12 protein-coding genes are annotated in these 12,343 nt (G+C 68.5%); 7 read left to right on the top strand and 5 right to left on the bottom strand.

Annotated elements, in window-relative coordinates:
• Nucleotides 1–324: 324 nt before the first annotated feature.
• Nucleotides 325–2,655, top strand: coding sequence for a DUF1631 domain-containing protein (locus ACM2ZB_RS11235; protein WP_416058515.1), 2,331 nt, complete (start codon nucleotides 325–327; stop codon nucleotides 2,653–2,655).
• Nucleotides 2,656–2,707: 52 nt separating this feature from the next.
• On the top strand, nucleotides 2,708–3,787 hold the full coding sequence (locus tag ACM2ZB_RS11230; protein ID WP_416058514.1) for an NAD(P) transhydrogenase subunit alpha: 1,080 nt from the start codon (nucleotides 2,708–2,710) through the stop codon (nucleotides 3,785–3,787).
• A 100-nt stretch (nucleotides 3,788–3,887) separates the two neighbouring features.
• On the opposite strand, the gene ACM2ZB_RS11225 is transcribed toward ACM2ZB_RS11230, so the two are convergent.
• From ACM2ZB_RS11225 to ACM2ZB_RS11215, 3 genes are read right to left on the bottom strand one after another with little or no spacing between them, the layout of a single operon-like run.
• Nucleotides 3,888–4,352, bottom strand: coding sequence for a DUF3106 domain-containing protein (locus ACM2ZB_RS11225; RefSeq protein ID WP_416058513.1), 465 nt, complete (start codon nucleotides 4,350–4,352; stop codon nucleotides 3,888–3,890).
• Between the two features lie 4 nt (nucleotides 4,353–4,356).
• Entirely contained in the window at nucleotides 4,357–4,683 is a 327-nt protein-coding gene (locus ACM2ZB_RS11220; protein ID WP_416058512.1) for a hypothetical protein, read from the bottom strand.
• On the bottom strand, nucleotides 4,680–5,264 hold the full coding sequence (locus ACM2ZB_RS11215; protein WP_416058511.1) for an RNA polymerase sigma factor: 585 nt from the start codon (nucleotides 5,262–5,264) through the stop codon (nucleotides 4,680–4,682). The genes ACM2ZB_RS11220 and ACM2ZB_RS11215 overlap by 4 nt, the downstream gene beginning before the upstream one ends.
• Nucleotides 5,265–5,362: 98 nt before the next feature.
• Between ACM2ZB_RS11215 and ACM2ZB_RS11210 the strand changes: the two genes are divergently transcribed.
• Together ACM2ZB_RS11210 and ACM2ZB_RS11205 are read left to right on the top strand one after the other, a co-directional pair.
• Complete coding sequence (locus tag ACM2ZB_RS11210; protein ID WP_416058510.1) at nucleotides 5,363–5,683, top strand: NAD(P) transhydrogenase subunit alpha; 321 nt, start codon at nucleotides 5,363–5,365, stop codon at nucleotides 5,681–5,683.
• Nucleotides 5,680–7,140, top strand: coding sequence for an NAD(P)(+) transhydrogenase (Re/Si-specific) subunit beta (locus tag ACM2ZB_RS11205; RefSeq protein ID WP_416058509.1), 1,461 nt, complete (start codon nucleotides 5,680–5,682; stop codon nucleotides 7,138–7,140). Before ACM2ZB_RS11210 ends, ACM2ZB_RS11205 begins: the two co-directional genes overlap by 4 nt.
• Before the next feature lie 56 nt (nucleotides 7,141–7,196).
• On the opposite strand, the gene ACM2ZB_RS11200 is transcribed toward ACM2ZB_RS11205, so the two are convergent.
• The gene (locus ACM2ZB_RS11200) at nucleotides 7,197–7,616 is read right to left on the bottom strand and encodes a hypothetical protein (protein ID WP_416058508.1); all 420 of its coding nucleotides are present in this window, start codon (nucleotides 7,614–7,616) and stop codon (nucleotides 7,197–7,199) included.
• Between the two features lie 122 nt (nucleotides 7,617–7,738).
• Here ACM2ZB_RS11200 and sufT point away from each other — a divergent pair, with 122 nt between their 5' ends.
• The 3 genes from sufT to ACM2ZB_RS11185 all read left to right on the top strand — a co-directional run bounded on the left by sufT (nucleotide 7,739) and on the right by ACM2ZB_RS11185 (nucleotide 11,670).
• Entirely contained in the window at nucleotides 7,739–8,290 is a 552-nt protein-coding gene (sufT, locus tag ACM2ZB_RS11195) for a putative Fe-S cluster assembly protein SufT (RefSeq protein WP_416058507.1), read from the top strand.
• Nucleotides 8,291–8,349: 59 nt separating this feature from the next.
• Nucleotides 8,350–9,444 (top strand): branched-chain amino acid aminotransferase, encoded by a 1,095-nt coding sequence (locus ACM2ZB_RS11190; protein WP_313439861.1) that lies wholly within the window; start codon nucleotides 8,350–8,352, stop codon nucleotides 9,442–9,444.
• 480 nt (nucleotides 9,445–9,924) lie between these two features.
• Nucleotides 9,925–11,670, top strand: coding sequence for a S8 family peptidase (locus tag ACM2ZB_RS11185; RefSeq protein ID WP_313439858.1), 1,746 nt, complete (start codon nucleotides 9,925–9,927; stop codon nucleotides 11,668–11,670).
• 133 nt (nucleotides 11,671–11,803) lie between these two features.
• Here ACM2ZB_RS11185 and ACM2ZB_RS11180 read toward each other — a convergent pair whose 3' ends face one another.
• Complete coding sequence (locus tag ACM2ZB_RS11180) at nucleotides 11,804–12,289, bottom strand: asparaginase domain-containing protein (RefSeq protein WP_197595432.1); 486 nt, start codon at nucleotides 12,287–12,289, stop codon at nucleotides 11,804–11,806.
• Nucleotides 12,290–12,343: the final 54 nt, after the last annotated feature.

The raw sequence follows: 12,343 nt of genomic DNA, 5'->3' as shown, positions 1-12,343 counted from the left end.
GAACCGGTCATCACGGGCTGAAGATTATAGTCGGGGCGGTCGACGACGCTGTTTGCGTCGTGCAGCACCCCTGAATAGCAAACTGTGATGAACATCATGCCACTGCCGGTCCGCCGACGAGCGCCTGCACTCGCCTCGCAGGCCCTGCACGGCTTACGATACGCATCTTGCCGGGCCGCCGGTCATGAGGTTTGAAGTGAGGACTGTTTCACTGTCCGTGATGGGCTGGCCGGCCTACCATCGACGAACCGGTACATGGGGTGTACCGGCCGTCGCGATGTCCATGATGTCTGTCGCACCAGAGAAGGTGGGGAGCCTTCCCGAATGATGAGCGCGCCCACTCCGATGGGATCGCCGGGTCGTGACCCGGCCCAGCTCCAGCTTGCGCGGGACGTTGTCCTGCCGGCGTTGTGCCAGGCCTTTGGCGCGGCACTGGCCCGGTTCGATGACGCCCTGTTCGACCGGGCCGGCAATGCCGGCTCGTCGCAGTTGCTGTTCCTGGATGCCATGCGTGAACTGCGCCGGCGACGCGACGAGATCGCGGCGGCCTTCGCTGCGCACCTGGAACAGGCCTGGGCGGCGCTGGCGGCGGGCGACCCGCTGTCGGCCGAGGCCACCCTGTCCGGGCCGGCCGAGGAAGGCCTGAGCCTGATTCCCGAACACGTGCTGGAATCGCGGCTGGCGGTGCGCAACTTCGCCACCGTGCTGCTGCGTGATTTCAAGCCGGTCCTGGCGCGGCTGGACCGCCGCCTGGGCTGGCTGGGCGGCGGCCAGGACCTGGATGCCGACCACAACCCGATCAGCCCCGAACACCTGGGCGTGGCCATCCACCACGCCTTTGCCGGCTGCGAACTGGCCCCGGAAGTCCATCTGGTGCTGATCAAGCTGTGCGAGCGCGATCTGCGCGTGCCGGTCGGTCGCATCTACGAAAAGCTGGACGAGCAGCTGGCCGCCGCCGGGGTGATGCCGCAGATGGGCGCACCGCGTCGTCCGCTGGCCCCCGCCCCGGCACCGCGTGCCCCGCACGGCCTGGACGACCTGGTCGAACAGCGCGCGACGCAGGGCTACGAGACCGATTTCAGCGATGAGGAGCAGGCCGCACCGGCCTGGGCGCAGCGGTTCGCCGCGCGCTGGTCCGAGCGCCGCGGCCACATGCAGCAGCATCTGGGCGGCGAAGAAGGCCTGCCCGGCGGCACCGGCGAGGCCTATGCGGGCCAGCAGGGCATGCTGCTGGAAGCCCTGCATGAACTGCTGCAGCAGACCCGCCACGTGCGCGAGGACGCCACCTCCGCCGCGCAGGTGGCCGTGGGCCAGCACCGCCCGTTGAGCCAGCGCGAAATGATGTCGGTGCTGTCCCTGCTGCAGGCCACGCCCAGCGCCACCCTGCGCGCGGCCATCGGCGAGGACGGTGAATCGCTGGCCCAGCGCCTGAAGAGCGAAGTGCTGTCCAGCGCCACCCGCCTGGGCGTGGACCCCGGCCAGACCCGGCTGGACCCGCAGGACGAGGATGCGATCGACCTGGTCGGCATGCTGTTCGACGTGATGCTGGACGAACGCGAACTGGAAGGCCGCTCGCGCGAGCTGATCGGCCGCCTGGTGGTGCCCTTCGTCAAGGTCGCCATGCTCGACCGCCGCATGTTCGTGCAGAAGACCCACCCGGCGCGCAAGCTGCTCAATTCACTGGCCGAGGCCTGCGAAGGCAACACCGGTGAAAGCCAGGCCGAGCGCATGCTGATGGCCAAGGTGGAAGAGATCATCGAGCGCCTGGTGGCCGAGTTCAACGAGAACCTGGCCATCTTCCTGACCCTGGAAGAAGAGTTCCGCGATTTCCTCGTGCAGCACCGCCGCCGGGTGGAGATTGCCGAGCGCCGCGCCGCCGAAACGCAGCGCGGCCAGGAAAAGCTGGAAATGGCCCGCAACCGGGCCGGCACCGAGCTGGACCGCCGTATCGGCGATGCCACCCTGCCGCTGGCCATCGCCGAATTCCTGCGCCAGCCGTGGCAGCACCACCTGACCCTGGCGCTGCTGCGCGAGGGCGAGGACGGGGCGTCGGTGGCCGAGGCACTGAACCTGGCCGATGGCCTGCTGGAGGAAGTGGCCGAGGCGCGCCGGCAGATTGTCGGCAAGCCGTGGCTGCAGGCCTGGCAGCCGGTGCTGGCCAAGGTGTTTGCCAGCGTGGGCGTGCATGGCGATGCCGCCAGCGCCGCCATCGACGCACTGCACGACACCCTGCAGGGCATTGCCGAATCGCGGCCGGAACTGCAGCGCGCGCTGCCGGAACTGCCGCAGGTGGCGTTGCCGACCCCGCCGTTGCCTGAAGCCTCGGCGGTGGAGCTGGGCGCGCAGGTTGACGACGACGATTTCGACAACGCCGACGCCGACCGCTTCCGCCGCATGGAAATCGGCAACTGGCTGGACTTCGTCGACAAGGACGGCAAGGTCCAGGCCGGCAAGCTGTCCTGGGTCAGCCCGATTTCCTCGCGCCTGCTGTTCGTGAACCGCCGCGGCGTGCGCTTCTGCGTGGCCTCGCCGGAAGAACTGGCGGTGATGGTGCGGCTGGGCCGCCTGCGCGCCCATGTGGACGACGGCGCCTTCGACAGCGCCATGCAGGGCGTGATCGACCGCCTGGACCCGGGCAGCGCCACCCTGCACTGAGCGGTGGCCGCCTGCTAGGATCGGGAAAACTCACCGATCAGCGGGGACCTGCATGGCCGTGGCGTTGCTGGGGATGAAGGAGACCGCGCCGGGCGAACGGCGCGTGGCGCTGACGCCGGAAACGGCGCGCAAGCTGGGGGCACTGGGCATTACCGTCTGGTACGAAGCCGGTGCCGGCCTGGCGGCGGGTTTCCCCGATGCGGCGTATGACGATGCCGGCGCACGGGTGTTCGACGCCGCCCGCTGGGGCGAGATCGACATCCTGCTGTGCGTGCAGGCGCCGCCGGCGCAGGTGCTGGCCCAGCTCAAGCCGGGCGCCAGCGTGGTCGGCCTGCTGGCCCCGGCCAGCGATCCGTCCCTGGCCGCGCTGGCCAATGATGACCGGCTGCTGCTGTTCCCGCTGCAGCAGCTGCCGCGCACCACCCGTGCGCAGGCGATGGACGTGCTCAGTTCGCAGGCCGGCATGGCCGGCTACAAGGCCGCGCTGATCGCCGCCGAACGCGCACCGCGCTTCTTCCCGATGCTGACCACCGCGGCCGGTACCGTGCGCCCGGCCAAGGTGCTGGTGATCGGTGCCGGCGTGGCCGGCCTGCAGGCCATCGCCACCGCCCGCCGCCTGGGCGCGCAGGTGGAAGGTTTCGACGTGCGCCCGGAAACCCGTGAGCAGATCCAGTCGCTGGGCGCGCGCTTCCTGGACCTGGGCGTGAGCGCGGCCGGCGAAGGCGGCTATGCACGCGCGCTGACCGACGAGGAACGTGCCGAGCAGCAGCGCCGGCTGGCCGACCACCTGCGCGGCGTGGACGTGGTGATCTGCACCGCCGCCGTACCGGGGCGCCCGGCACCGACCATCGTCACCGCGGCGATGGTGGAGGGCATGGCGGTAGGCAGCGTGATCGTCGATCTGGCCGCCGAGAGCGGCGGCAACTGCGCGCTGACCCAGCCGGGGCAGTGCATCGAACACCAGGGCATCGCCATCGATGGCCCGCTGGGCCTGGCCAGCCGCGGGGCGACCCAGGCCAGCGAAATGTACGCACGCAACCTGCTCAACTTCGTCACCCTGTTCGCCCGCGACGGGCAGCTGGGTTTCGACTGGGAAGACGAGCTGCTGGCAAAGACACGCTGGCAGGCGTGACCTGACCCGCATGTTGTAGAGCCGAGCCCATGCTCGGCTTGCGCAGACGCGATGAAGCAGCCGAGCGTGGGCTCGGCTCTACAAAGGACTGAATCTGGCCTTACCGCGGCTTCGCCGGCGGCGGGTTCTCGCGCACCCATTCCTTGCGCTGTTCCGGGGTCATGTCCGACCAGCGCTCGCGCAGCGCATCGCGCTGGGCCGGGCTGAGCGTGCGCATCTGCCCGAACAGGGCACGGGCCTGCTCACGCTGTTCCGGGCTCATGTGCTCGAAGCGGCGCAGGCCACGGCGGGCCTTGTCGCGCTCTTCCGGGCTCATCGACTGCCAGCGCTGGCCGTGCGAGAGCATGCGCTGGCGCTGCGCGGGATCGGCGCCGTTCCAGCGGTCACGCAGGGGCGCCAGCAGCGCCTCACGCTGGGCCGGACTGAGCTGTTCCCAGCCGGGCAGCGGTGCTGCAGTCGCACCCGGCGCTGGCGCCGGGGCAGGGGCGACCGCCTGCGCCAGCACCGGCGTGGCCGGCAGCAGGGTCAGGGCGATCAGCAGGGGCAGGGTGGGGCGTCGCAACATGGGTTCACTCCATCGCCAGGTCGGTGTCGCCCAGCCACAGGTACAGATCGGGATTTTCGTCGTATAGCGCGCTGTTGTCTTCTGTCGCGGCCACCGTGGGCGCCGGCACGGGCCCGGAATGGGTCCCCAGGCCACTGAACTGAACGCCGATGCCCAGCGCCACCACCAGCGAGCAGGCACTGGCCAGCCACCAGCGCCAGCGCCCGCGATGGGCGGCCTGGGCGCCGTGGCGGGCCTGGCGCAACCGCGCCAGCGTGGCCGGCGACAGGGCCTGCAGCGACTGCGCGTGCAGGCTGCGCAGGGCGTCATCGGAAGGCATTGGGCGGTTCACGGGTGGTTCTCCAGGTAATCCTGCAGCGCCTGTCGGGCGCGTGCCAGATGGGTTTTTACCGCGCCTTCGCTGCAGCCCATGGCGCGGGCGGTGGTGGCGCCGTCCAGGTCCTGCAGCACGCGCAGGGTGAAGGCTTCGCGCTGGCGGGCGGGCAGGGTGCGCAGGGCCTGCACCAGCTGCTGGTACTGCTGGCGCTGCTCATGCGCCTGTGCCGGGTCCGGGCCGGGGTCGGCCCAGTCGATGTCGGCACCGTCGGCATCGTGGTTGTCGCGCCAGAACGGCAGGCGGAAGCGGCGCCGGCGCTGCACATCGATCACCCGCCGGCGCAGGATGCTCCAGAACAGCGGCGCCCATTCGGCGGCCGGCTTGTCGGCGTAGTCCAGCATGCGCAGCAGGGCGTCCTGTACCGCGTCCAGCGCATCCTCGCGCTGGCGCAGGCCGGCCTCGGCGAAGCGGAAGGCGCGCGGGCCGACGCTGGCCAGGAACGCTTCCAGCGACGCCGGCAGGGCGTCGGCATCGGCGGTCGGGGGGAGGGGGCTGCTCACCAGCACAGGGTACGGTTCCTCGCTCGGGGTCACCATCGACAACGCGTGAGCGCCGCTTTGGTTGACCGGGGCGCGCGCCGGGTTCAGCCCGTGGTTATGATGGGGCGACGAAGACAGAGCGGGAGGCGTTGCCGATGAGTGACGGGTTCGTGGCGCTGTACATCTTCATGCTGGCCGCCATCGCGGGCCACGTGATCATTTCGCGGGTGCCGGTCATCCTGCATACCCCGCTGATGTCGGGTTCCAACTTCATCCATGGCATCGTGCTGATCGGCGCGATGGTGGTGCTGGGCCACGCGCAGACACCGATGGAAAAAGCCCTGGGCTTCTTGGCCGTGGTGCTGGGTGCCGGCAACGCCGCCGGCGGCTACGTGGTCACCGCGCGCATGCTGGAAATGTTCAAGCCGAGCGCGCCCAAGGGCGGCAAGGACGAACCGAAGGAGCCGCAGGCTTGAACATCAGCACCGTCGAACTGCTCGATTGGCTGGTCAAGGCCAGCTACCTGGTGGCCGCGACCCTGTTCCTGCTGGGCCTGCAGCGCATGGCCTCACCGCTGACCGCGCGCAGCGGCATCCGCTGGGCCGGGCTGGGCATGCTGCTGGCCACCGTGGCCACCTTCTTCCTGCCCGAACTGCACAACGTGCCGCTGATCCTGGTGGCGCTGCTGCTGGGCGCCGGCCTGGCCTGGTGGTCGGCCGGCAAGGTCGCCGTCACCGACATGCCGCAGATGGTGGCGCTGTACAACGGCATGGGCGGCGGTTCGGCCGCGGCCATCGGTGCGGTGGAGCTGCTGCGCTACGCCTTCCTGGCCAACCGCGATACCAGCCACTGGAGCGCGCAGGCGCTGGCCGACCTGGCCGCGCGGCAGCCCTCGGCTACCGTGCTGCTGCTGGCGGTGGTGGGTGCGGCCATCGGTGCGGTGTCACTGTCCGGCTCGGTCATTGCCTGGGCCAAGCTCGACGGGCGCCTGGACAAGCGCGTCACCTGGCCCGGCCAGCAGGCGCTGAACCTTCTGGTGGCGCTGGCCGTAGTGGTGCTGGCGATCATCGCCGCCAGCACCCTCAGCACCTGGTCCATCGTTGCCTTCTTCGTACTGGCGCTGGCCCTGGGCGTGTTGATGACCCTGCCCATCGGCGGTGCCGACATGCCGGTGGTCATCTCGCTCTACAACGCCTTTACCGGCCTGGCGGTGTCGTTCGAGGGCTATGTGCTGGGCAACGAGGCATTGATCATTGCCGGCATGATGGTCGGCGCGGCCGGCATCCTGCTGACCCGGCTGATGGCCAAGGCGATGAACCGGCCGATCCGCAACGTGCTGTTCTCCAACTTCGGCGGCGGTGCGGCGGGCGAAGCGCAGGCGATCAGCGGGTCGCAGAAGCCGATCGATGCGGCCGACGTGGCCGCGATGATGGCCTTCGCCGAACGCGTGGTGATCGTGCCCGGCTATGGCATGGCCGTGGCCCAGGCCCAGCACAAGATCTGGGAACTGGCGCAGCGGCTGGGCCAGCGCGGGGTAAAGGTGAAATTCGCCATCCACCCGGTGGCGGGGCGCATGCCCGGGCACATGAACGTGCTGCTGGCCGAAGCGGGCGTGCCCTACGACCTGATCGCCGACATGGACGACATCAATCCCGAATTCGCCAACACCGACGTGGTGCTGGTGATCGGTGCCAACGACGTGGTCAACCCGGTGGCGCGCACCGACCCGGCCAGCCCGATCTACGGCATGCCGGTGCTGGACGTGGTCAACGCCCGCAACGTGGTGGTGATCAAGCGCGGCAAGGGCACCGGCTTTGCCGGCATCGAGAATGCGCTGTTCTACGCCGACAACACCCGCATGTTGTACGGCGATGGCGCCGAAGCCGCGGCGTCGCTGGTGAGCGAACTGAAGGCGCTCGACGGCGGGCATTGAAAGCCGGGGTCGGATCCCTTTCCGCAGGAAAGGGATCCGACCCCATGTAATGGGAATCAGCGCGCCAGCCAGGCGCCCACGACCACGGCCACCGCCAGCCAGATCCACTCGGCCGCGCCGTTGGCCAGGCTGGTCAGGGTCCAGGCCAGGTGCGGGCCCATGCGCAGTGCGGCGTCCATCGGGCTCAGCCCGATCGAGCCGCCCATCCAGGCGCTGGCGATGCACCAGTAGGCCACCCCGCTGACCAGCAGCGTGCCCAGCACCACCAGCACCACGCGCAGCCGGCCGGGCCCCAGCGTGCCCAGGCGCAGCATGAACGTGAGTTCCAGGGCGGTCAGCACCGCCATCCAGCCGACCTGGCGGCCGGTCATCAGGGCCAGCAGCACCCAGAGCATCGGAGCGACAACCAGGCCCAGCAGCAACATGAAGGGCCAAAGCCAGGTGACGGTCCTGGCACGCGCGGCATTGGAGGACATCGAAGCTTCCTGAAGGACACCCACAGGATACTGTGGTTTGCCGCAGTGCACCGGCGGGGGCAGGGCGGCTGGGCTAGAATGCCTTCTTGCGTGGCTTCGGCCGCGGCCCCATATCGGTCCCCATGTATTCCCGTAGCAGCGAACCTGTCCACTTCGAACGCGATTGCGAGGCCGTGATGGTCCCGCAGGGCGACACCGTGACCCTGCCCGCCGGCAGCTATGGCTATATCACCCAGGCATTGGGCGGCAGCTATTCGGTGTTCGTCGAAGGCAACCTGTTCCGCATCGCTGGCAAGGACGGCGACGCCATCGGCAAGGAGGCACCGGCCCCGCTGGAACTGCCCGCCGATGCCACCGATGAACAGGTGGAACAGCTGGTGTGGCAGCAGCTGCGGACCTGCTTCGACCCGGAAATTCCGGTGAACATCGTCGAACTGGGCCTGGTCTACGAAGTCGAGATCAAGCATCTGGACGAGGGCCAGCGCGAGATCGACGTCAAGATGACCCTGACCGCACCGGGCTGCGGCATGGGCGACATCCTGGTCGATGACGTGCGCAGCAAGCTCGAAATGATCCCGACGGTGGCCCAGGCCGACGTCGAGCTGGTGTTCGACCCGCCGTGGAACCAGCACATGATGTCCGAGGCCGCCCGGCTCGAAACCGGCATGCTTTGACCCACGGCCCGCAGTGACGCGGGCCCGGCACTACCCGCAACCAGAACAGGAATCCTCCGGTGTCCCAGTCCATTCCCAGCTTCGCCGTCACCCGTTCGGACCACCCGCGCAGCGCTGAAGAGCGCGCCCAGATCCTGGAGAAGCCGGGCTTCGGCCTGCACTTCACCGATCACATGGTGGAAGTGCGCTGGGACAAGGATGCCGGCTGGCACAACGCCAACGTGCGCGCCTACGGCCCGCTGCAGCTGGACCCGGCCGCGGCCGTGCTGCACTACGGCCAGGAAATCTTCGAAGGCATCAAGGCCTACCGCCACGCCGACGGTTCGATCTGGACCTTCCGCCCCGATGCCAACGGCCGCCGCCTGCAGCGTTCGGCGCAGCGCCTGGCGCTGCCGGAGCTGCCGGTGGAGATCTTCGTCGAATCGCTGAAGCAGCTGATCGCGCTGGACAGCGCGTGGGTGCCGTCGGCCGATGAGTCCAGCCTGTACTTCCGTCCGTTCATGATCGGCGACGAAGCCTTCCTGGGCGTGCGCGGCGCGCACAAGGCCGGTTACTACGTCATCGCCAGCCCGGCCGGCCCGTACTTCGCCAAGGGCGTGGCCCCGGTGTCGATCTGGCTGTCCACCGAATACGCGCGTGCGGCCAAGGGCGGCACCGGTGCGGCCAAGTGCGGTGGCAACTACGCCGCCTCGCTGCTGCCGCAGCAGAAGGCGCAGGCACAGGGCTGCTCGCAGGTGCTGTTCCTGGACCCGGTCGAAGGCAAGTACCTGGAAGAACTGGGTGGCATGAACGTCTTTCTGGTCTACAAGGACGGCACCCTGGTCACCCCGGAACTGTCCGGCAGCATCCTGGAAGGCATCACCCGCGAGAGCATCCTGCAGCTGGCCCGCGACCGTGGCATGAAGGTCGAAGAGCGCAAGGTGACCATCGACGAGTGGAAGAACGGCGTGGCCTCCGGCGACATCGCCGAAGTGTTCGCCTGCGGCACCGCCGCGGTGGTGACCCCGATCGGCCAGCTGAAGGGTGAAGGCTTCTCGGTGGGCGACATCAACGCCCCGGCTGGCGAAGTGACCATGTCGCTGCGCAAGGAACTGACCGACATCCAGTACGGCCGCCTGCCGGACCGCCACAACTGGCTGGTCAAGCTGGGCTGATCGCCCGCACTGCAACCGTAGCGTCGAGCCATGCTCGACCTGCAGTGAAACCGTAGAGTCGAGCCATGCTCGACCTGCAGTGAAACCGTAGCGTCGAGCCATGCTCGACTGCTTCACCGGAAAGCCCGTCCCCGTGACGGGCTTTCTGCGTTTCGCCCCCCAGGGGCGGACGCCGATGTCGGCACAGTCATCGCCGGACACGTGATGACCCAGTCAGGTCTGTGCAGGTCAAGCGAAAGTTCTTCACCTTCACAAACCCTCGACCCGGAAAGTCTCAGATCAGACATTTCATCTTGCTGAAAAGACGCTGAAAATCTTGTCGTGTCCGGTTTTGGCCATTAGCGTCATCAACACGGCGGATCGACAGGGGAATCCGCTGGCTCACCGGTCATCGAACTGCGCCATTGCATCCCAGCCTTCGGTTCGGGCCGGTGTTTCTGCCGATTCCGGCATTCACACCACTTTAGAAAGGGAAATCAGATGTCCCAGGTTACGCAACCGCGTGTGCGTCGAGTGTGGGTGGTTTTTGGTGCGTCCGTCCTGTCATCGTTGCTGCTGGCCACGCCTGCGCTGGCCGGTGATGTGCAGCTCAGCGGGCTGCAGTCCGCGCCGACGCACCAGCGTTTCATCGTCAAATACCGCGACGGCAGCGCGCCGGTGGCCAACACCACCGCGCTGGCGTCCTCGCTGAAGACCGCCGCCGCCGGCCTGGCCAGCAGCCAGGGCCGCGCGCTGGGCCTGCAGCAGGTCCGCAAGCTGGCGGTCGGCCCGACCCTGGTCAGGACCGACCGTCCGCTGGACCAGGCAGAATCCGAGCTGCTGATGCGCAAGCTCGCCGCCGACCCGAACGTGGAATACGTGGAAGTCGACCAGCTGATGCGCGCCACGCTGACGCCCAACGACACCCGCTTCAGCGAACAGTGGGGCTTCGGCACCTCCAACGCGTCGATCAACGTGCGCCCGGCCTGGGACAAGGCCACCGGCACCGGCGTGGTCGTGGCGGTGATCGATACCGGCATCACCAACCATGCCGACCTCAACGCCAACATCCTGCCCGGCTACGACTTCATCAGCGATGCAGCGATGGCGCGCGATGGCGGTGGCCGCGACAGCAACCCCAACGATGAAGGCGACTGGTACGCCGCCAACGAGTGCGGCACCGGCATTCCGGCATCGAACTCCAGCTGGCACGGCACCCACGTGGCCGGCACCGTCGCCGCGGTGACCAACAACAGTACCGGCGTGGCCGGTACCGCCTTCAACGCCAAGGTCGTGCCGGTGCGCGTGCTCGGCAAGTGCGGCGGCTATACCTCCGACATCGCCGACGCCATCGTCTGGGCATCCGGCGGCACCGTCAGCGGCGTACCGGCCAATGCCAACCCGGCCGAGGTCATCAACATGTCGCTGGGCGGAGGTGGCAGCTGCTCGGCCACCTACCAGAACGCGATCAACGGCGCGGTCAGCCGTGGCACCACGGTCGTGGTCGCCGCCGGCAACAGCAACACCAATGTGTCCTCGTCGGTGCCGGCCAACTGCGCCAACGTGATCGCCGTGGCCGCGACCACCTCGGCCGGCGCCCGCGCCAGCTTCTCCAACTACGGCACCGGCATCGACATCTCCGCACCGGGCCAGAGCATTCTGTCCACGCTCAATACCGGCACCACCACCCCGGGCAGCGCGACCTACGCGTCGTACAACGGCACCTCGATGGCGGCCCCGCATGTGGCCGGCGTGATCGCGCTGATGCAGTCGGTGGCCCCGACCGCGCTCAGCCCGGCGCAGGTGGAAAGCATCATCAAGAGCACCGCACGCCCGCTGCCGGGCGCCTGCTCCGGTGGCTGCGGCGCCGGCATCATCGACGCCGACGCGGCCGTGACCGCCGCGATCAACGGCGGTGGCGGCACCCCGAACCCGGGTGGCACCGTGCTGCAGAACAACGTGCCGGTGACCGGCCTGGGTGCCGCCAGCGGTGCCTCGCTCAGCTACACCGTCACCGTCCCGGCCGGCAGCTCGCAGCTGCGCGTGGCGATCAGCGGCGGCAGCGGCGACGCCGACCTCTACGTCCGCCAGGGCAGCGCCCCGACTGACACCACCTACACCTGCCGCCCGTACCTGAGTGGCAATGCTGAAACCTGCACCATCAACAGCCCCGCCGCCGGCACCTGGCACGTACGGGTGAAGGCCTACAGCACCTTCTCGGGCGTGACCCTCAACGCCCAATACTGAGCCCAAGCCCCTCTCCATGGGCACGCCCCGGCCAAGGCCGGGGCGTTTTTTTTCATGGGCGGGGGGATCATCCCCTCAACCCAGCAGCCACCGAAACGCCGAATCCATCCGCGCGACAGCGCGCCGTAAAACCTCAGACCGACTCGAACCGGTTCGCCGCCACGTTCTTGCGCACGTGCTGCGGGTCGAAGATGCGGCCGTTCATCGCGATGTACACCCCGGTCGGCAGCGACTGCACCGCACCGATCGCACAACCGATGTTGAACTCCGCATCCGAACCACGGAAGCGTGCCGGGCTCAGCGCACCGGTCATCACGATGGTCTTGTCCGGGATCGTCGCCAGCACCTGGCCGGTCTGCACCATCGAATCGGTGCCGTGGGTGACCAGCACATGGCGGGTCGGCTGCGCAGCGATCGTGGCCCGGATCAGCTCGCGGTCCTCATCGTTGATGTGCAGCGAATCCTTGCGCAGGATCGGGATCACGTTGAAACGGAAGGTCACCCCCAGCTCGCGCAGGATCATGCCGATCTGCGGGTCGCCGATCTGGTAGTCCGACTTGTCGTCGAAGTAGATCTTGTCGATCGTGCCACCGGTGGTGACGACCAGGAGCTCTTCCATCATGTGCATGCGCGAAACCAGGACAGGTACAGCGGCGCGGGGCCGGGAACACAG

The sequence above is a fragment of the Stenotrophomonas maltophilia genome (assembly GCF_047782825.1).
Taxonomy (GTDB): domain Bacteria; phylum Pseudomonadota; class Gammaproteobacteria; order Xanthomonadales; family Xanthomonadaceae; genus Stenotrophomonas.
The sequence above is the reverse complement of the archived record's forward strand: the minus strand, read 5'-3'. Positions and strand labels throughout refer to the sequence as shown.

Bases quoted from the DNA above. Each gene is read 5' to 3' on its own strand.
- ACM2ZB_RS11235 (WP_416058515.1), top strand. From the start codon at position 325: ATGATGAGCGCGCCCACTCCGATGGGATCGCCGGGTCGTGACCCGGCC.
- ACM2ZB_RS11230 (WP_416058514.1), top strand. From the start codon at position 2,708: ATGGCCGTGGCGTTGCTGGGGATGAAGGAGACCGCGCCGGGCGAACGG.
- ACM2ZB_RS11225 (WP_416058513.1), bottom strand. From the start codon at position 4,352: ATGTTGCGACGCCCCACCCTGCCCCTGCTGATCGCCCTGACCCTGCTG.
- ACM2ZB_RS11215 (WP_416058511.1), bottom strand. From the start codon at position 5,264: ATGGTGACCCCGAGCGAGGAACCGTACCCTGTGCTGGTGAGCAGCCCC.
- ACM2ZB_RS11210 (WP_416058510.1), top strand. From the start codon at position 5,363: ATGAGTGACGGGTTCGTGGCGCTGTACATCTTCATGCTGGCCGCCATC.
- ACM2ZB_RS11200 (WP_416058508.1), bottom strand. From the start codon at position 7,616: ATGTCCTCCAATGCCGCGCGTGCCAGGACCGTCACCTGGCTTTGGCCC.
- sufT (WP_416058507.1), top strand. From the start codon at position 7,739: ATGTATTCCCGTAGCAGCGAACCTGTCCACTTCGAACGCGATTGCGAG.
- ACM2ZB_RS11185 (WP_313439858.1), top strand. From the start codon at position 9,925: ATGTCCCAGGTTACGCAACCGCGTGTGCGTCGAGTGTGGGTGGTTTTT.
- ACM2ZB_RS11180 (WP_197595432.1), bottom strand. From the start codon at position 12,289: ATGGAAGAGCTCCTGGTCGTCACCACCGGTGGCACGATCGACAAGATC.